The organism is Amycolatopsis orientalis DSM 40040 = KCTC 9412 (assembly GCF_000478275.1).
Lineage (GTDB): Bacteria > Actinomycetota > Actinomycetes > Mycobacteriales > Pseudonocardiaceae > Amycolatopsis > Amycolatopsis orientalis.
In genome coordinates this window covers 1-18,954 of the sequence record NZ_ASJB01000015.1, presented here as the reverse complement: position 1 = coordinate 18,954, position 18,954 = coordinate 1, and the positions used below count along the sequence as shown (strand labels likewise).

The following is an 18,954-nucleotide window of genomic DNA, read 5'->3' as shown; positions in this document are numbered from 1 at the left end:
TGCTTTGACCCGTTGTTCGTTGCGTTTCGACTCCTCTGGGTGGCGAAATCGTGTGCGGAAGAACTTGATCACCACGGGCGGGACGGCCGGAGCGCGGTTATCGTCGCCGGATGGCGAAAAAGGACCACGTCTCCGTCCGGGACACGCTGAGGATCGGCAAGGGCGGCGAGCGGCACGATCCGGGCTCGTTCCCGATCGGGCCGACCAAGAAGCCCAAGGGGCTCAAAGACCTCGCCGACGCCGGAAGCAGGCTCGCCGAGCTGCAGGAGGCGTTGTACGCGGAGGGCGTCGGCGGCGGGAACCGCAGCCTCCTGCTGGTCCTGCAGGGGATGGACACCTCCGGCAAGGGCGGCACCGTCGGGCACGTCCTCGGCCTCGTCAACCCGATGGGCGTGCGGTACGCGGGGTTCAAGAAGCCGACCGCCGCCGAGGCACGCCATCACTACCTGTGGCGCATCCGCAAGCAGCTCCCCGTGCCGGGGCAGGTCGGCGTCTTCGACCGTTCGCATTACGAGGACATCCTGGTGCCGCGGGTGCAGAAGCTCGTGCCCGCCGCGGAGTGGCGCAAGCGCTACGCCGAGATCAACGCGTTCGAGAAGGAGCTGACCGAGGCGGGCACGACGATCGTGAAGGTCTTCCTCGACATCTCGCCGGAGGAGCAGCTGAAGCGGCTCAAGGCGAGGCTGGAGACCCCGGCGAAGTGGTGGAAGTACAACCCGGCCGACCTCGACGCGCGCGCCCAGTGGAACGACTACCAGAAGGCCTACGCCGACATCTTCACCAGGACTTCCACGGCGGCCGCGCCCTGGTACGCCGTCCCGGCCGATCGCAAGTGGTACCGCAACTGGCTGGTCGCGCGGCTGCTGATCGAGACGATCGAGGGGATGGACCCGAAGTTCCCGCCCGCCGACTTCGATCCCGACGCGGAACTGAAGAAGCTGGAAGGCGTTGGCGTACCGGGATGAGTGTCTGAAAGAGTGCGGACGTGACCGACACCAGCCTCGAAGATCTCCCGTTCCTCCGTCGTCAGGCCCGCACCCAGCGCTTCACCCTCGGCGCGCCGAAAGAGTTCAAGGTCGCCCCCGACGCTTCCCGCATCCTGTTCCTGCGGTCGGAGTCCGGCACCGACCCGCGGCACAGCCTGTGGTCGTTCGACGTCGTGTCGGGCGAGGAGACGAAGCTGGTCGACGCGGCCGAACTGCTGCCCGGTGAAGAGGATCTGCCCGCCGAGGAGCGCGCCCGCCGCGAGCGCAGCCGGGAGACCGGCGGCGGCGTGGTCGGCTACGCGGTGGACGACGCCTTCACCGTCGCCGCGTTCTCGCTCTCGGGCAAGCTCCACACCCTCGACCTGGCCACCGGCGAGGTGTCGGTGCTGGTCGACGGCTCGGTCGTCGACCCGCGGCCCAGCCCGGACGGCACGCGCGTCGCCTACGTCCGCGACCGGCGGCTGCGGGTGATCGACCGGGCCACCGGCGAGGACCGCGTGGTCGTCGAGGAAGACGGCGAAGACATCGCCTGGGGGCTCGCCGAGTTCATCGCGGCCGAGGAGATGGGCCGCACCCGGGGCTATTGGTGGTCGCCGGACGGGAAGAACCTGCTGGTCGAGCGCTCCGACCGGACGGCCGTGCCGCGCTGGACGATCGCCGACCCGGCCAACCCGCAGGCGCCGGCCAACGTCGTCGCGTACCCGGCCGCCGGGACGAAGAACGCCGACGTGACGCTGGCGATCATCGGGCTCGACGGCTCGCGGGTCGACGTCGAGAAGTCGGGCTGGGAGTACCTGGCCGCGGTGCACTGGTCGGCGGCGGGGAAGCCGCTGCTCTCGGTGCAGACGCGGGACCAGCGTGAACTCCGGATCGAGGCGGTCGATCCGGCGGACGGTTCGGTCGAGGTGCTGCACACCGAGACCGACCGGCACTGGGTCGAGCTGGCCGCGGGCGTCCCGGCGTGGACGGCCGACGGACGCCTGGTGCGCGAGAGCGCCGCCGACGGTGACCACCGGCTGATCGTCGACGGGGTCGCGGTCACCCCGCCGGGGCTGCAGGTGCGCTCGATCCTGCACGTCGGGGACGAGGTGCTGTTCAGCGCGTCGGAAGCCGACCCGACGCAGATCCACGTCTTCCGCACCGAAGGCGGCGAGCTCCGCCGTCTGTCCACTGAGGACGGCGTGCACGTCGGCTCCGGAACCGCTTCGCTGGCCGTGCTCTCGTCGTGGAGCCTGGACCGCAGCGGCCCGGTGGTGACCGTCGTCTCCGGCGAGAAGACGGTGGCGCGTATCGGGTCCTACACCGTGGACCCCGACGTCGTGCCGAACCTGACCTGGCTGACGCTGGGGGAGCGTGGCCTGCGTGCCGCGCTGGTGCTCCCGACCGGATACGAGGAGAGCGAAGGCAAGCTCCCGGTGCTGCTCGATCCGTACGGCGGCCCGCACGCCCAGCGTGTCCTGCAGACCCGCAACGCCTTCCTGACCCCGCAGTGGCTGGCGGACCAGGGCTTCGCGGTGCTGGTCGCCGACGGGCGCGGCACACCGGGCCGGGGTGCCGCCTGGGAGAAGGAGATCGCCGGCGACCTCGCCGATGTCACCCTCGCCGACCAGGTCGACGCCCTGCACGCGGCGGCCGCGCTGCATCCGGAACTGGATCTGGAACGGGTCGCGATCCGGGGCTGGTCCTACGGCGGCTACCTGTCCGCGCTGGCCGTGCTGCGCCGTCCCGACGTCTTCCACGCCGGTGTGGCGGGCGCCCCGGTGACCGATTGGGCGCTGTACGACACGCACTACACCGAGCGCTATCTCGGGCTGCCGCAGGAGGAACCGTCGGCGTATGAGCACAACTCGCTGATCGCCGACGCCGGCGACCTGTCCAGGGCGCTGCTGATCGTGCACGGCCTCGCCGACGACAACGTTTTCGTCGCGCACTCGTTGCGCCTGTCGTCGGCACTGCTGGCCAAGGGACGCGCGCACGTGTTCCTGCCGCTGGCCGGCGCGACGCATATGACGCCGCAAGCCGAGGAGGTCGCGGAGAACCTGATGCGCACGCAGGTGGACTGGATCGTGCGCGAGCTGTCCGGTGACGCGGTGAAGAGCGAGGAGAACGCATGAAACGGTGGGGCATCACGATTCCGCTGACCGGGGTGCCGCTCGCGGCGCACAAGGAGATGGTCGAGCGGCTGCCCGATCTCGGCTACACCGACGCGTGGTCGGCCGAGACGGCGGGCAACGACGCCTTCACCCCGCTGGTGCTGGCCTCGCAGTGGGCTCCGGAACTCCGGCTCGGCACCGCGATCGTGCCGGTGTACACGCGCGGCCCCGGGCTGCTGGCGATGAGCGCGGCCACCGTGGCGGAACTCGCGCCCGGCCGGTTCGTGCTCGGCATCGGGGCGTCGTCGCCGGTCATCGTGAAGAACTGGAACGCCGCCGAGTTCGAGGCGCCCTTCGCGCGATCCCGTGACACCCTGCGGTTCCTGCGGTCGGCGCTGGCGGGGGAGAAGGTCACCGAGGAGTACGAGACCTTCTCCGTCGGCAAGTTCCGGCTGGAGCGGCCCGCCGACCCGCCGCCGTCGATCATGCTCGCCGCACTGCGGCCGGGCATGCTGCGGCTGGCCGCGCGGGAGGCCGACGGCGCCATCACCAACTGGCTCGCCGCCTCCGACGTGCCCAAGGTGCGCAAGGAGATCGGGCCGGACACCGAACTGGCCGCGCGGATCTTCGTCTGCCCCACCGAGGACAAGGCCGCGGCGCGCGGGCTCGGCCGGATGCTCATCTCGAGCTATCTGACCGTGCCGGTGTACGCGGCGTTCCACGAATGGCTCGGCCGTGGCGAGGCGCTCGCGCCGATGCACGAGGCGTGGGCGGCGGGCGATCGGCAGAAGGCCAACCAGGTCATCCCGGACGAAGTCGTCGACGAGCTGATCGTCCACGGCAGCCTCGATTCCTGCCGCGAGCAGGTGCAGTCCTATGTGGACAACGGGCTGACGACGCCGATCATCGCGCTGCTGCCGACGGGGGAGGATCCGTTCGCGCAGGTTCGGGGGCTGGCGCCTCGGTAGGTGCCTGGGCCACCGGCTGCTATGAAAGGACCTTTCCTTGCAAAATTTGCAAGGAAAGGTCCTTTCATAGCATGCGTGAGCGCACTCAGGCGACGTTGAACAGCTCCTCGAACCGGGACACCATCATGTGCGACCCCTTGATCTCCGACGTCGTCACCGCGTCGAGGATGCCCGTCTCCACCGTGTAGGTCGCGCCCCCGGAAGGCCCGAGCGGTAGCGAGATCATCGGCGCGCCGGGCGTGTGGGTCCGCAGCTCGCCGCCCTCGATCAGCGCCCGGATGTTGGCCACGACCACCTCGGCGTGGTCACCGGCCACCTTCGCCAGTTTCCCCTCCGGCAGCGCGGTGATGTCACCGAGCGCGAACACCCGCTCCTGGCCGGGAAGCCGCAGCTCGGCGGTCACCGCCACCTGGCCGTTCGCCTGCCGCGCGGCGGCCAGGTCGCCGTCGAGGTACGCCGTGTGCGGCGCGCCGCCGAAGCACTGGAACCACAGGTCGGCGGTCACCTCGCCGCCGGAGGTCAGCGCGGCGGTGAACGTCTTGGCCTGCCCCGGTTCCGAGACCGGCGACTCGGTCAGCGAAGTCCCCAGCAGGAGTTCGACACCCAGTCCGTCGAGCTGACGGCGGATCTCGGCGCGGAACTCGTCCGGGAAGCCCGGCAGGATCTCCTCCGCCGGGTCGACGATCGTCACGGCCTTCTCCGGCCACGCCGCCTTGATCTCCCCGGCCAGTTCGAGGCCCACCGGGCCCGCGCCGAGCAGCAGCACCTTCTCCGCGCCCTCGAGTTCCTCCCGGGTGGCACGGATCTTCGCCTTCGCCGTGGCGCTGTCCCGGAAATCGATCTTCGCCGGGAACGGGTACGCCGAACCGGTCGCCAGCACGATGTAGTCCGGCGTGAGCCGTTCCCCCGAAGCGAGCGTGATGCCGCCCTGGTCCACGCTCGCGGCGTGATCGCGGAGGACCCGTCCGCGGTCGAGCAGCCGGGTGTACGGGTAGAAGAGGCGGTCCGTCCACTCGGGATCGACGAGCCCGCGCAGCGCGGCGACGTGGTGGACGAAATCCTCGCGCGGCTCGACGAGGACGACGTCGGTGAACGAGTCCAGTTCCTTGGCGACGGTGGTGCCGCCGTATCCCCCGCCGATGACGGCCACGGTCGTGGTCATGAGATCCCCTAGTTCGTAGTACGTAATGTTGGTACTGCGAACTACATTAGTTCGTACTCCCAACGACCGTCAAGTAGACTCCGGTCATGACCACGGCCGAAGACCTCGGATTCGCGACAGCGCTCGTCCGCCTCTCGCATCTGGTGCAGAAGGCCTTCATCGACGTCGGCCGCTCCCACGACCTCACGCCGCAGCAGGCGCAGCTGCTCTGTGTGCTGGCACAGAGTGAGACGGGCGTCGGGATGACCGAGCTCGGCAGGCTGCTGAATCTGGAGAAGTCCAGCGTCACCGGCCTGGTGGACCGGGTGCAGCGGCGCGCGCTCGTCGAGCGGGTCGCCGATTCCTGCGATCGCCGCGCCCTCAGGATCACGCTGACCGAAGAGGGACTCCGGCTCGCGCACGCCGCGCACGAAGGCGTCGTCGAAAAACTGGAGGAGATGGCGGCGGGGCTCCCCTCCGAACAGCGTGAGGCGATCGCGGCGGCCGCGGGGCGGATGCTGCCCGAAGACTGAGTCAGGCCCAGATCAGGACGGCGAGCAGGATTCCCGCGCCCGCCGCGGCCAGCCCGGCGACCACGGTGACGACGACATTGACGACGGCGTAGAGCCGCGCCTTTTCCGTGAACAGCCGCAAGGTCTCGTAGCCGAACGTGGAGAAAGTGGTGAGGCCGCCGCAGAAGCCGACGGTCAGCAGGGACCGGAGCGTGCCGGGTAGGTCGCTGTACAGTGCCCAGCCCGTCAGCACACCGAGGATCAGCGAGCCCGCGATGTTGACGGTCAAGGTGCCCCAGGGGAAGGCGGAGTCCCGCCACGACTGCACGCGCCTGTCGGTCAGGTAGCGCAGGATCGCCCCGGTACCGCCGCCGAGGGCCACCAGGAGCGGGGTCACTCTTCCGTCCTGCCGGTGTAGCGGATGACCTCGACCTCGTCGAGGGTCACCAGTCCCTCGCCGATCAGTTCGTCCAGCTGCGGCAGGAAGGCCCGGATCCGGTCCTCCTCGTCGATGATCACGATCATCACCGGCAGGTCCTCCGACAGCGAGAGGAACCGCGTCGTGTGGATGAGCGAACCCGCGCCGTATCCTTCGACCCCGCGAAGGACCGACGCCCCGGCGAGCCCGGCGTCGCGGGCCCGCCGCACGATCTCGTGGTACAGCGGTTTGTGGTGCCAGACGTCGTCTTCGCCCACGTGGACGGTCAGCCGCAGCGCGTGCCCGGCGAGCCTCATCGTTTCGCTCCTGTCCGGTTCAGCCACGCCCGGGTCGCCTCCGAGCCGATGAGGACCGCGATCAGGGCGGCGACCACGCTACCCGCCGCGTACGACAATCCGGTGAACGGATGGCCGGTCGTCACCAGATCGAGGGTGTCCGTCGCGTAGGTGGAAAACGTGGTGTAACCACCCAGGATCCCGACGCCGAGGAACGGACGCAGCAGCCGGTGCGGACGGGTGGCGCCGGTGATGACCGCCATCAGGACGCCGATCAGCAGGCAGCCGGAAACGTTGGTGGCAAAGGTCGAGAGCGCGAATTGGCCCCGGGAATGGGGAAGGACGGCGGAGAGCCCGTAGCGCGCCAGGCTGCCCAGCGCGCCCCCCGCGCCGATGGCCGCGAGCACGTCCCATGGCGGACGCGGGACGGATGCCGGATCAGCCATGGATGGCAGCTTAGAACCGCTGTCCGGGTGAAGAAGCGCCACGGTGTCGAAGATCGCTCGCAAGGCCGTTCTTCCCTGCTGAGCGGTGATTTTTCGCCGGACGTGTCGTAGGCTTGGCGACGCTCCAGGCCGATTTTCGGTCCGTCCGCTCGTCCAGAAAAGGTGGCAGGATGGCACAGGAACAGTCAGGTACGCAGGCTCCCGACAGCGGTTTGCTGCTGGAGGTCGAGAAGATCCCGACAGCGGTGGATCGCGGGAAGGCCAACGGCGCCGCCGCAGACAACGACGGCAACGACGGCTGAGTGCCCGAAACGCCGACGCTGGCTGACCTCGTGGCTCCGCTCGGGGTCAGCCAGTTCTTCCACGAAGTCCAGGGCGAGACCTATCGCCGTTTCGAAGGCCGCGCGGGCCGGTTCGCCGAGCTGCTGCCGTGGCCGGCGCTGAACGCGATCCTCCGGCAGCACCGTCTGGAGTTCCCGCGGCTGCGCCTGGCGCTCGACGGGACGCCGGTCCCGATGGAGAGCTACACCGATCTCGTCCCCACCCGCCGCAGTGGCACCGTCCCCCGGCTGAGGGCCGCTCCGTTCACCGAGCACCTCCGCGACGGCGCGACGATGGTGCTCGACGCCATCCAGGAACTCAGCGATCCGATCGGCGACCTCGCCAGGAGCCTCGAACACGACCTCCGCGAAAGCGTCCAGGTCAACCTGTACGCGGGCTGGGGCGTGACCCACGGCTTCGACGTGCACTGGGACGACCACGACGCGTTCATCATCCAGGTCGCCGGCCGTAAACGCTGGCGGATGCACGGGCCGACCAGGCCCGCCCCGCTGCACCGCGACGTCGAACAGCCCGAGCGGCCCGGCGAACCGATCGACGACTTCATCCTCGAAGACGGCGACGTCCTCTATGTCCCGCGCGGGCATTGGCACGACGTCACCGCGGTGGGGGAGATGTCGCTGCACCTCACCCTCGGTTTCAGCCCGGCCACCGGGATCGATCTGGTGACCTGGCTCGCCGACAAGCTGCGGGCGAGCGCCGTGTTCCGCCTGGACCTCCCGCGGTTCGGGACGGCGCAGGAGCGCGCCGCCCGCGCCGCCGCCTTGCGCGGGGAACTGGAAGCGGTGCTGACCGACGGCGTCGTCGACCGGTTCCTCGCCGATCGCGACTCGTCGGCCCCGGCACATTCGCGGGTCGGGCTGCCCTGGGCGGCGACGCCCGGCCTGCTGCCGGACGGCGACGAGGCCGAGGTCCGGTTCCTCATCCCGAGGGCGGTGCTCGAAGAAGGCGACGGCCGGGTGACCCTGCTGGCGGACGGCAAGCGGTTCGTCTTCGCCGCCGCGGCGGCGCCGGTGCTGAAGGCGCTGCTCGACGGCACGCCGCAGGCCGTCAAAGGACTCGCCGAGCTGGCGGAACTCGATCGGGGGACGGTGCGGGCGCTCCTCGGTGAGCTCACGGCCCAGGGGCTGCTCTCGATCGGTTGAAAGTCACAAGGGACGAGAAGTGTGGAGGGTGACCAGTCGGGGTAAGCTAAGGCATGCCTAAGGTCAAGTCCGGAGGGGTCAGCCGATGACCGCTCAGCTCTCGGACACTCCAGCGCCGCCCGCCGCGTTGCCGGGCTGCGCGACCGTCGCGCGCATGCTGGGCGCGAGCCCCGCCGGCACGGCGGCCGAAATGCGCTGCTGGCTGCTCATCGAGCAGCCGGGTCCCTGGCCCGCGGACGCGCTGGAAACCACCCTCGACGAGGCCTTTCCCGCCGAGCGGCGTGAGCTGCTCGAGAACTTGAGGCGGACGCACGGGCTCCGCCCGCTGCTGATCCGCCGTCCCGGCAAGCATCAGCGCGACCCGGATCGCCCCCGCAGCGTGTACGTCGGCGGCGGCGAACCGGGTAACCGGTGGCTGGAGCGCCTGGAGATCCGGGACCTGAGCGAACTGGCCGAGCTGGACCTCGAAGCCGTCGCGGACGGCGCGGGCGGACTCGGCACCCGGGTCGACGGCCCGCTGTTCCTGGTCTGCACGCACGGCACCAAGGACATGTGCTGCGCGGTGCTCGGCCGCCCGCTGGCTTCGGCGCTCGACACCAACCACCCCGGCCGGGCCTGGGAGGTCAGCCACGTCGGCGGTGACCGCTGGGCGGGCAACCTCCTCGTGGTCCCCGACGGTTTCCTGCACGGCCAGCTCAATCCGGCCGAGGCCGCGCTCGTGGCCAAGGCGGCGTTGCGCGGGCAGGTCGAACCGGACCAGCTCCGCGGCCGGACGTCCGCCCCGACGGCGTGGTCGCAGTTCGCGGAGATCGCGATCCGGCGGCAGACGAATCTGTCCGGACTGGACGACGTGGTCGCCGTCCAGGAGGAGCCGCTGCTCGAATCCGACGCGCGGGTGGTCACCGTGCGCGGAGGCGACGACTTCTACTCGGTGACGGTGCGCCGCCGGGCTGCGACGCCGCGCGGGGAGAGCCGGTGTGCCGGGCTCATTCAGCCCGCCGGGTATGTGACGGAAAGCGTCACCCCGCTTTAACTCGCGATTCGTCCTCTGGATGCGGTAGTTGCGCGCGCAACTACCGCATCCAGAGGACGAAACGCACGAAAGATCACCCATGTTCGAACAGGTGTTTGACACTTGTCTAGAACATGTGTTCGACTGGCCGGGTGCGATGGGATCGACAGCGGGCGGACGGCGGCGAGCCGGTCCTGCCCGGAATGGACGGGTTGCTGCGCACGGTCCGCGCGCCCGAATTCGACGGCGTCACCTTTCACGAGGTGTACGCCAAATCCGTGCTGAACAAGGTGCCCGAGGGCTCGGGTGTCCCGTTCGGCTGGACGGTGAACCCGTACCGCGGCTGTTCTCACGCGTGTACGTACTGCCTCGCGGGCGATACGCCGGTCCTGATGGCCGACGGCCGGACGAAGCCGCTGGCGGAACTGGCGCCCGGCGACGAGATCTACGGGACGCGCGGGCGCGGCGCGGGGCGGCGCCTGGTGCCCACCACCGTCCTCGCGCACTGGTCGACGCTCAAACCGGCCTACCGCCTGACCCTCGACGACGGAACGTCCATAGTGGCCAGTGGCGATCACCGGTTCCTCACCGGCCGCGGCTGGAAACACGTCACCGGCACCCGTTTCGGCGCGGCGCAGCGGCCGCATCTGGTCGGGGGCACGGAACTCGTCGGGGTCGGGAAGCTCACCCGCACCCCCGACGACACCATCGGGTACCGCGCCGGATACCTCTGCGGAATGTTGCGCTCCGGCGGCTTCTCGGCCGAGAAGGACGCCGCGGACCGTGCGCTCGGCTACCTGCCCGACTTCGGCGCGTCGGTCGGCTTCGTGCAGGTGCCGCCGTCCCCGGATTCTCATTGGCAGCGCGGATTCCTGGCCGGGCTGTTCGATCTCGCCGGTGGCTACCGGCACGGCGCGCTGCGGGTCACCCACGACGAACACGACATCGTCTCGACCTTCTGTGCCGCCCTCGACAACTTCGGTTTCCGGCACGTGCGTAGCGAAAACCCCAAGTTCCGTCCGTTGTGGACGGTGCAACTGCTCGGCGGCCCGGCGGAGGAGATGCGCTTCTTCCACCTCGCCGATCCCGCCGTCCGCTGGAAACGGTCGCTCGACGGCCTCGCGATCGGCCGGACCAGACGGAAGGTCTCGTCCGTCGAGGCGCTCGGCATCGAACTGCCACTGTTCGACATCACCACCGGCACCGGCGACTTCATCGCCGACGGCATGGTCACGCACAACTGCTTCGCGCGGAACACCCACACGTACCTGGATTTCGACGCGGGCCGGGATTTCGACACGCAGGTGGTCGTGAAGGTCAACGCGCCCGAGGTACTGACCGCGCAACTGCGGCGCCCCGGCTGGACGCGCGAGCACGTCGCGATGGGCACGAACACCGATCCCTACCAGCGCGCCGAAGGCCGGTACAAGTTGATGCCGCGCATCATCACCGCGCTGGCGGATTCCGGCACCCCGCTGTCCATCCTGACCAAGGGGACCGTGCTGACCAGGGACCTGCCGCTGCTGGAATCGGTGGCGAAGGACGTGCCGGCCGGGCTGGCGATCTCGCTGGCGCTGCTGGACGAGGACCTGCAACGCCGTCTCGAACCGGGGACGCCGAGCCCGCGCGCGAGACTCGACCTGATCCGCAAGGCGCGGGACGCCGGGCTCCCGTGTTCGGTGCTCGTCGCCCCCGTGCTGCCTTATCTGACCGACACCGCGGAGGCGCTCGACGCGTTGTTCGCCAGGCTGGCCGACGTCGGCGCCACCCGGGTCACCGTCCTCCCGTTGCATCTGCGGCCGGGTGCGCGGGAATGGTTCGCGCGCTGGCTCGGCCGGGAACATCCGGAGCTGGTGCCGAAATACCGCGAGCTGTACGCGCGCGGCGCTTATCTGCCCAAGTCCTATCGGGAGCGGCTCGGCGCGCGGGTCGGGCCGTTGCTGCGCCGGCACGGCTTCGGGTCCCGTCCGGACGACGAGCGGATGCAGGTGTCGATGCCCGTGCAGCGAACCGAGGAGCCCGGGAGCATCGCCCCGGCCGCCGAACAGCTCAAGCTCCACTGACGCCTTTGTCACCCTGAGCCTTTGTGACCCGTCCTCGACGGCGTCGCCGGTGTCGATGCCGCCGCGGCCGAAGCCGCCGCGCTGGCCGCCACCCTCCGCGTTTAGTCCTCTGGATGCGGTACTTGCGCGCGCAACTACCGCATTCAGTCCTCTAGATGCGTGAGCAGCCTGAGGGTTTCGGCGGGGGCTGAAGGGCGCTTTCCTCTCATCTCATGCGGGGAAAGCGCCCTTCGCCGCATGAGATGAGAGGAAAGGCCCCTTCAGCCACGCCCGACCCATGGCCACCCCTCCGCAACAGAGCCTGTCAACCGGGATTTCCCTCTCTTCCCAACGAATTCGGCCGTTCGGCTTAGTCACTTGGCGGAATTCCCTTTCGTGCTTAATCTCGAAGGTACGAAGGCGAGGAGGTGCCTGTGACCACCCGGACGGACCGCACCGCCGCTGTTCGCATCGCCTGGGCCGCGACCAAGCTGACCAGGGCGGGACGGCATCCCATCGCCATCGGCAGACTCGCCGCGACCGTCGGCCTCGATCCCGGCGAGGCACACCGGCTGATGGACCTGATGGGTTTCGTCATCCGCGACGGCCTGGTCCTCATGGACCGCGGCCCGCGTCCCGGCTCGGCGGACCGCCCGGCCTCCGACCGGTACCGGGTGGACCTGTTCCTACTGGCCATCGCCACCGGCGAACCCGTGCACGCGGATTCGGTCTGCCCGGCCACCGGCGCGCGCGTCCGCGTCCACTTCACCCGGGACAGGGTGCTGAGCGTCGATCCGCCGCACGCCGTCGTCGCCGCGTCGAGGCTGCCCGGAATCGACCTCACCCTCGGCCCGGACTACGTCGAGGCGCTGGTCTGCACGCAGTTCTTCGCCTCCAAGGAGGCCGCGGCCGGCTGGCTGCTGGAGAACATCGACGGCCGTGTCCTGTCCGTCCCCGACTATCTGGCGCACACCCGGCGCATGGTCGCCGCGCTGGAGGCCTGGCCGACGATCTGAGCGGCGCCCGGTTTGTACCTGGTGGCGAGACAGCGGGGACGATTCGTTAGCCTTTGACGTTGGCGCAGAGCAGCCGAACCGCGGCGCCGCCGAATCGCAGAACGTGATGCCGAAGGAGAGCACCCGCAGTGCTTCGCACCCACAAAGCCGGCACCTTGCGTGCCGAGCACGCCGGTCAGACGGTCACCCTCACCGGATGGGTGGCCCGGCGGCGCGATCACGGCGGCGTCATCTTCATCGATCTGCGCGACGCCAGCGGCGTGAGCCAGGTCGTCTTCCGCGAGGGCGAGATGGCCGAGCGCGCGCACCAGCTGCGGTCGGAGTACTGCGTCCGCATCGTCGGCGAGGTGTCGAAGCGCCCCGAGGGCAACGCCAACACCGAGATCCCCACCGGCGAGATCGAGGTGCTGGCCACCGAGCTCGAGGTGCTGTCCGAGGCCGCCGTGCTGCCGTTCCCGATCGACGACCGGGTCGACGTCGGCGAGGAGGTGCGCCTCAAGCACCGCTACCTCGACCTGCGCCGCAGCGGCCCCGCCGCCGCGATGCGCCTGCGCAGCGAGGTCAACCGGGCCGCCCGCGAGGTGTTGCACGCGCAGGACTTCGTCGAGGTCGAGACCCCGACCATGACCCGTTCCACCCCCGAGGGCGCCCGCGACTTCCTGGTCCCGGCCCGCCTCAAGCCCGGCTCCTGGTACGCGCTCCCGCAGTCGCCGCAGCTGTTCAAGCAGCTGCTCATGGTCGGCGGGCTCGAGCGGTACTACCAGATCGCGCGCTGCTACCGGGACGAGGACTTCCGCGCCGACCGGCAGCCGGAGTTCACCCAGCTCGACATCGAGATGAGCTTCGTCGAGCAGGACGACGTCATCGCGCTCGGCGAGGACATCGTCACCGCGCTGTGGAAGCTGGTCGGCGCCGAGATCCCGCGGCCCTTCCGGCGCATCACCTACGCCGAGGCGATGGAGAAGTACGGCTCGGACAAGCCGGACCTGCGCTTCGACCTCGAACTCACCGACATGACGGCGTTCTTCGCCGACACGCCGTTCCGCGTCTTCCAGGCGCCGTACGTCGGCGCCGTCGTGATGGCGGGCGGGGCCGACCAGCCGCGCCGCACCCTCGACGCCTGGCAGGACTTCGCCAAGCAGCGCGGTCACCGCGGGCTCGCCTACATCCTGGTCAACGAGGACGGCACGCTCGGCGGGCCGGTCGCGAAGAACCTGTCGGAGAAGGAGCGGGAGACCGTCGCCGAAGCCGCCGGCGCCAAGCCCGGCGACTGCGTCTTCTTCGCCGCGGGCAAGCCCGCCGACGCGCGTTCGCTGCTCGGCGCCACCCGGCTGGAGATCGGGAGCAGGCTCGGCCTGATCGACGAGAACGCCTGGTCGTTCGTGTGGGTCGTCGACTTCCCGATGTTCATCTCCGCCGAGGAGTCCGACGACGTCGCCGTCGGCAGCGGCAAGTGGAAGGCCCTGCACCACGCCTTCACCTCGCCGACCCCGGAGTGGATCGGCAAGCTCGCCGACGATCCGGGCGGCGCGCTCGCCTACGCCTACGACATCGTCTGCAACGGCAACGAGATCGGCGGCGGCTCGATCCGTATCCACCAGCAGGAGCTGCAGAAGCAGGTCTTCGAGCTGATGGGCCTCTCCGAGGAGGAGGCGCAGGAGAAGTTCGGCTTCCTGCTCGACGCCTTCGCCTTCGGCCCGCCGCCGCACGGCGGTATCGCGTTCGGCTGGGACCGGATCGTCATGCTGCTGGCCAAGGCCGATTCCCTGCGTGACGTGATCGCCTTCCCGAAGACCGGCGGCGGGTTCGACCCGCTGACCGCGGCCCCGGCGGCGATCACGCCGGAGCAGCGCAAGGAGGCGGGCATCGACGCCAAGCCCGTGCCGCCCGTGAAGAACTGATGCTCCACCTCAGGGCCGTGTGCCCGCCGGACCGGACCGCGGAAGCGATCCGGATCCTGCGGGCGCATTCGGGCACCGCGCATCTCGTCGTGCATCCCGGGGTCGCGATCGCGCCCGAGGGCGATCTGATCGAGGCGGACATCGCCCGCGAGGCGACCGACGAGATCATCGAGTCGCTGTGCGGGCTCGACCTCGACCACACCGGCGGGATCACCTTGGAAGCGCTGGACACCGCGGTGTCCGACGCCGCGGACAGGGCCGAGGAGGACGCGCCCGGTGAGGGCGCGGACGCGGTGGTGTGGCAGGAACTCGTCGGCCGCAGCGGCGAGGAGTCCCGGCTCACCTGGACCTTCCAGGCGTTCCTGACCATCGCGTGCCTGTTGGCTTCGGTCGGGGTGATCACGAACTCGTCGGTCACCATCGTCGGCGCGATGGTGGTGGGCCCGGAATTCGGCCCGCTCGCCGCGATCGCGGTGGGGCTGGTGCTGCGCCGGGGGGATCTGGTGAAGCAGGGCGGGGTCGCGCTGCTCGGCGGATTCCCGATCGCGATGGTGATCACGCTCGGCGTTGTGCTGGTGGGCAACGCGACCGGAGTGCTCGAGGTGAGCACGCTCGCGGACAACCACGAAGTCGATTTCGTTTACAAGGTGGGGATCGCGTCACTGGTCGTCGCGCTGCTGGCGGGTGCGGCGGGGATGCTTTCCATGACGTCGGCCAAATCGGCCGCGCTCGTGGGGGTGTTCATCTCGGTGACCACGGTGCCCGCGGCAGGCTACGCGGTGGTCGCCGCGGTTGCCGGTCAGTGGGAACGGTGCCTTTATTCGGCCGGTCAGCTGCTGGTCAATCTCATCGGAATCGTTGCAGCTGCGGCCATTGTGCTGACATTGCGCCGTCGTGGGCAACGTTCGAGGGTGACGGAACGTCCGCTTTCACGCGGATGAGTCCCAGATCGCGCCAGTGCGCGCGATTGCCCGGATCTCAGTGGTCATGGTTGCTCAGTCACGAGTAGGGTCGGTGGCAATGACAGTCGATACCTCCTCTGCCGATGATTCGACAGTCGGAGCCGAAACCCTGGGCGTCGCGGCGGCGGTCGCTGCCGGTGAGGCGGTTCTTTCGCGCCGATTCGGCAGCGCGATCACCCTCGTCGCCCCCGAAGACCTCGCCGGGAGCGGTCCGGCGACGGTCGTGCGGGCGCGGGTGGCGACCTCTCCGTTCGCCCTGCCGCGGACCCTGGTCATCAAGCACTACCCCGACCCACCCGAGGCCGGGCGGCCCGATCCCTTCGCGCAGGAGGCGGTCAGCTACCAGCTGTTCACCGCGCTCGCCCCGGAGGACCGGATGTGCCCGGAACTGCTGGCGCACGACGGCCGCGACCGCGTCCTGGTGATCGAGGACCTCGGCGGCGTCCCGACGCTGCACGACAAGCTCCACGCGCGTGACGCCCGCGGCGCCGAACGAGCGCTGTTGTCCTGGGCCCGGTCGCTCGGCAGGCTGCACGCGAGCACCGCGAGCCGCGAGGCCGATTTCAACGCGCTGCTGCGCCGTCTCGGCGGCCCGGTCAAGAACGAGGACGTGCCGCTGCCCGCGGTGTGCGCGCAACTGCCGGGGCTGCTGGAGGAACTGCTCGACGTCGAGACACCGGAGCCGGTGCAGAGACGGGTCATGGAGGTCGCGGAGCGGGCCGGTTCACCGTCCTATCGCGCGTTCAGCCCGGTCGACCTCAGCCCGGACAACAACCTCGTGACCACCGGCGGGGTGCGCTTCCTCGATTTCGAACGCGGCCGGGTGCGCAGCACGCTGATGGACGCGGCGTACCTGCGGCTGCCGTTCGCGTCCTGCCCGGACGCGCTGGCGCTGCCGCCGGGGATGAGCGAGGCGATGATCGCGGCCTGGCGGGCCGAGGTCGTCTCGGTATGGCCCGCGCTCGCGGACGAGGACGCGCTGGCCGAACACCTGATGGACGGTCAGTTGCTGCTGCTGTGGTTCATCACCTGGGAGATCCTCCCGGAGCTGGACCTGGACCGGCACGCCACGCCGATCAGCCGGGAGGCCGCGCTGGTGACCTGGTGGCGCGAGCTGGCCAAGCACTCGCTGCGGGCCCGCCTGACGGACATCTCCGAGCACGCCACCCGGGTCGCCGCGGCGCTCGGCGCCCGGCTGGGGCCGCACGCGGATCTCGCGTTCTACCCCGCGTTCCGGTAACCGCCGCACGGACTTTTCGCTCGACCGTCCTCGTCGCGTTACCCAGGCATCACCGCTGGTGAGTCTGCGTGGCCGATGGTGGCTACCGTGACCGTGATCAGTGTCGAAGTCACTCCGAGTCCCGAACCCGACCAATCCCTCCTCCCGCCGCTCACCGGTGTGCCCCGGTCCGCCCGCAGACTGGTCGTGCTCGGCGATTCCACCGCCGTGGGCCTGGGTGACCCGCTGCCGAACCGGGGCGGCTGGCGCGGGGTCGGCCCGCTCGTCGCCGAGGCGCTGGGCGTCGAACCGGACGGCTACCTGAACCCGTCGTTCACCGGAGCGCGGATGGGCTGCGTGCTGACGAAGCAGCTGCCCGCGGCGGTGGCGCACCGCCCGGACGTCGCGCTCGTCGTGGCGGGGATGAACGACACGCTGCGGCCCGATTTCAGCGCGGAACGGATCGCCGCGGACCTCACCGAGGTGATCCGCTCGCTGGCCGTCGTCGGCACGACCGTGGTGCCGGTGCGCTATCACGACCACGGCAAGGTGTTCCGGCTGCCGGGATCGCTGCGGCGGGCGCTGAGCGAGCGGGTGGCCGAACTGAACGCCGCCATCGACGGCGTCGTCGAGCGCGAGGGCGTCCCGTGTCTCGACCTCGAACTGCTGCCCGGCGCCTACGACCTGACCGCGTGGAGCGTCGACCGGCTGCACCCGTCGGAACTCGGGCACCGGATGCTGGCGACCGGGTTCACCGAACGGCTCGCGGAGGCCGGGTTCGCGGTGCCGCGTCCGGTCAGCCTGACCTGCTCGGGAGGTGTCGAGCCGAGTACCGCCGGGCATGTCGGCTGGCTGGTGCTGAAGGGCGTGCCGTGGGTGTGGCGGCGGGGCCGCGAGTTCGTGCCGTACGCCGCGGTCATCATGTGGCATTCGTTCCGGGAGCGGCTGCGCTGACCGGTGGCCGGAACCGTCGGTGGGTACGGCTACCGTCGACACCGTGGCACAGGACGAACTCTTCACCGTGAACCCCGATCTCGCGCCGCCGCCGGAGCAGGCCGAGCCGAGGGAGACCGCTGTCCCCGCGGGCTCTCCGCTGGCGGTGCGGATGCGGCCGCGGTCACTCGGCGAGGTCGTCGGCCAGCAGCACCTGCTGCGTGAGGGCGCGCCGTTGCGGCGGCTCGTCGAGGGCGCCGCGCCCGCTTCCGTGCTGCTCTACGGGCCGCCGGGGACCGGCAAGACCACGCTGGCGAACCTCGTCTCGGCCGCGACCGGACGCCGGTTCGTGGCGATGTCGGCGCTGTCGGCGGGGGTGAAGGAGGTGCGCGGCGTCATCGAGGAGGCCCGGCGCCGCCGGAACTACAACGCCGAGAACACCGTCCTGTTCATCGACGAGGTCCACCGGTTCTCCAAGACGCAGCAGGACGCCCTGCTCGGCGCCGTCGAGGACCGGACGGTGCTGCTGGTGGCCGCCACCACGGAGAACCCGTCGTTCTCCGTCGTCTCCCCGCTGCTTTCGCGGTCGCTGGTGCTGCAACTGCGGCCACTGACCGATGAGGACATCGTCGCGCTGATCGATCGCGCGCTGACCGACGAACGCGGCCTCGGCGGCGAACTCACGCTGACCGAGGACGCGCGGGCGCATCTGGTGCGGCTCGCCTCCGGCGACGCCCGGCGCGCGCTGACCGCGCTGGAGGCGGCCGCGGACGCGGCGGGCGCGACCGAGGCCAAGACGATCGATCTCGCCATCGTCGAGTCCACAGTGGACAAGGCGGCGGTGCGTTACGACCGCGACGGCGATCAGCACTACGACGTCATCAGCGCGTTCATCAAGTCGATCCGCGGGTCCGATGTGGACGCCGCGCTGCACTACCTGGCGCGGATGATCGAAGCGGGGGAGGACCCGCGGTTCCTCGCCCGGCGGCTGGTCGTGCACGCGAGCGAGGACATCGGCATGGCCGATCCGACGGCACTGCAATCGGCCGTGGCCGCGGCGCACGCGGTGCAGTTCATCGGGATGCCGGAAGGGCGGCTCGCGCTGGCGCAGGCGACCGTGCACCTGGCGACGGCGCCGAAGTCGAACGCCATCATCACCGGGATCGACGCCGCGCTCAGCGACGTGCGGTCGGGCCGGATCGGAACGGTGCCGCCGCATCTGCGTGACGGGCACTACGCGGGGGCGGAGAAGCTCGGCAACGCGCAGGGCTACCGTTACCCGCACAACGCGCCGGAAGGTGTTCTGCCGCAACAATATCCGCCGGACGAGCTGGTCGGCCGGGACTACTACGAGCCGACCGCCCGAGGGGCGGAGCGGACTTTGCACGAGCGGGTGCCGAAGCTGCGGCGCACCATCCGGGGAGAGCGCTGAGCCTGCGGTCTCGTGAGTGGTAACGACGGTTATTGAGAGGTAAGGCAAACGTGGCGTGATCGACTCGATGCCGTGAAGGTCCCCTTGCCTACC

General features: G+C 70.1%; 18 protein-coding genes. 14 read left to right on the top strand and 4 right to left on the bottom strand.

What is annotated here, in order from left to right; all coding sequences use genetic code 11:
* Positions 1–110: 110 nt before the first annotated feature.
* Genes L324_RS02470 through L324_RS02460 form a run of 3 tightly spaced genes read left to right on the top strand, consistent with a single transcriptional unit; the run spans position 111 to position 4,047 of the window.
* On the top strand, positions 111–965 hold the full coding sequence (locus L324_RS02470; RefSeq protein WP_037303762.1) for a PPK2 family polyphosphate kinase: 855 nt from the start codon (positions 111–113) through the stop codon (positions 963–965).
* Positions 966–985: 20 nt separating this feature from the next.
* Complete coding sequence (locus tag L324_RS02465; RefSeq protein WP_037303760.1) at positions 986–3,100, top strand: S9 family peptidase; 2,115 nt, start codon at positions 986–988, stop codon at positions 3,098–3,100.
* Complete coding sequence (locus L324_RS02460) at positions 3,097–4,047, top strand: LLM class F420-dependent oxidoreductase (RefSeq protein ID WP_037303758.1); 951 nt, start codon at positions 3,097–3,099, stop codon at positions 4,045–4,047. The genes L324_RS02465 and L324_RS02460 overlap by 4 nt, the downstream gene beginning before the upstream one ends.
* Before the next feature lie 85 nt (positions 4,048–4,132).
* On the opposite strand, the gene L324_RS02455 is transcribed toward L324_RS02460, so the two are convergent.
* Positions 4,133–5,209, bottom strand: coding sequence for an NAD(P)/FAD-dependent oxidoreductase (locus L324_RS02455; protein WP_037303757.1), 1,077 nt, complete (start codon positions 5,207–5,209; stop codon positions 4,133–4,135).
* Between the two features lie 86 nt (positions 5,210–5,295).
* Between L324_RS02455 and L324_RS02450 the strand changes: the two genes are divergently transcribed.
* The gene (locus L324_RS02450; RefSeq protein WP_037303755.1) at positions 5,296–5,721 is read left to right on the top strand and encodes a MarR family winged helix-turn-helix transcriptional regulator; all 426 of its coding nucleotides are present in this window, start codon (positions 5,296–5,298) and stop codon (positions 5,719–5,721) included.
* Position 5,722: 1 nt separating this feature from the next.
* On the opposite strand, the gene crcB (L324_RS02445) is transcribed toward L324_RS02450, so the two are convergent.
* Genes crcB (L324_RS02445) through crcB (L324_RS02435) form a run of 3 tightly spaced genes read right to left on the bottom strand, consistent with a single transcriptional unit; the run spans position 5,723 to position 6,860 of the window.
* Positions 5,723–6,097: a fluoride efflux transporter CrcB gene (gene crcB / locus L324_RS02445; RefSeq protein ID WP_037303753.1), complete on the bottom strand. Its 375-nt coding sequence runs from the start codon at positions 6,095–6,097 to the stop codon at positions 5,723–5,725.
* On the bottom strand, positions 6,094–6,435 hold the full coding sequence (locus L324_RS02440) for a DUF190 domain-containing protein (RefSeq protein ID WP_037303751.1): 342 nt from the start codon (positions 6,433–6,435) through the stop codon (positions 6,094–6,096). The genes crcB (L324_RS02445) and L324_RS02440 overlap by 4 nt, the downstream gene beginning before the upstream one ends.
* Entirely contained in the window at positions 6,432–6,860 is a 429-nt protein-coding gene (gene crcB, locus L324_RS02435; RefSeq protein ID WP_037303750.1) for a fluoride efflux transporter CrcB, read from the bottom strand. The genes L324_RS02440 and crcB (L324_RS02435) overlap by 4 nt, the downstream gene beginning before the upstream one ends.
* Positions 6,861–7,030: 170 nt before the next feature.
* Between crcB (L324_RS02435) and L324_RS43830 the strand changes: the two genes are divergently transcribed.
* The 10 genes from L324_RS43830 (at position 7,031) to L324_RS02390 (ending at position 18,861) form a co-directional block, all read left to right on the top strand.
* Entirely contained in the window at positions 7,031–7,162 is a 132-nt protein-coding gene (locus L324_RS43830) for a hypothetical protein (RefSeq protein WP_005157133.1), read from the top strand.
* Entirely contained in the window at positions 7,163–8,344 is a 1,182-nt protein-coding gene (locus tag L324_RS02430) for a cupin domain-containing protein (protein WP_037303748.1), read from the top strand.
* A gap of 85 nt (positions 8,345–8,429) precedes the next feature.
* Complete coding sequence (locus L324_RS02425; RefSeq protein ID WP_037303747.1) at positions 8,430–9,377, top strand: ferredoxin family protein; 948 nt, start codon at positions 8,430–8,432, stop codon at positions 9,375–9,377.
* Between the two features lie 131 nt (positions 9,378–9,508).
* On the top strand, positions 9,509–11,419 hold the full coding sequence (locus L324_RS02420; protein WP_201769631.1) for an intein-containing Rv2578c family radical SAM protein: 1,911 nt from the start codon (positions 9,509–9,511) through the stop codon (positions 11,417–11,419).
* Between the two features lie 413 nt (positions 11,420–11,832).
* Complete coding sequence (gene merB, locus L324_RS02415) at positions 11,833–12,414, top strand: organomercurial lyase (protein WP_037303745.1); 582 nt, start codon at positions 11,833–11,835, stop codon at positions 12,412–12,414.
* A 128-nt stretch (positions 12,415–12,542) separates the two neighbouring features.
* A complete protein-coding gene (gene aspS, locus L324_RS02410) occupies positions 12,543–14,315 on the top strand; it encodes an aspartate--tRNA ligase (RefSeq protein ID WP_037303743.1) in 1,773 nt (590 codons plus the stop codon).
* Positions 14,315–15,256: a DUF389 domain-containing protein gene (locus tag L324_RS02405; RefSeq protein ID WP_037303741.1), complete on the top strand. Its 942-nt coding sequence runs from the start codon at positions 14,315–14,317 to the stop codon at positions 15,254–15,256. The genes aspS and L324_RS02405 overlap by 1 nt, the downstream gene beginning before the upstream one ends.
* Before the next feature lie 79 nt (positions 15,257–15,335).
* Entirely contained in the window at positions 15,336–16,517 is a 1,182-nt protein-coding gene (locus L324_RS02400) for a phosphotransferase (protein WP_037303740.1), read from the top strand.
* A 75-nt stretch (positions 16,518–16,592) separates the two neighbouring features.
* Positions 16,593–17,450: an SGNH/GDSL hydrolase family protein gene (locus L324_RS02395; RefSeq protein WP_037303739.1), complete on the top strand. Its 858-nt coding sequence runs from the start codon at positions 16,593–16,595 to the stop codon at positions 17,448–17,450.
* 43 nt (positions 17,451–17,493) lie between these two features.
* Entirely contained in the window at positions 17,494–18,861 is a 1,368-nt protein-coding gene (locus L324_RS02390) for a replication-associated recombination protein A (protein ID WP_037304412.1), read from the top strand.
* Positions 18,862–18,954 lie beyond the last annotated feature (93 nt).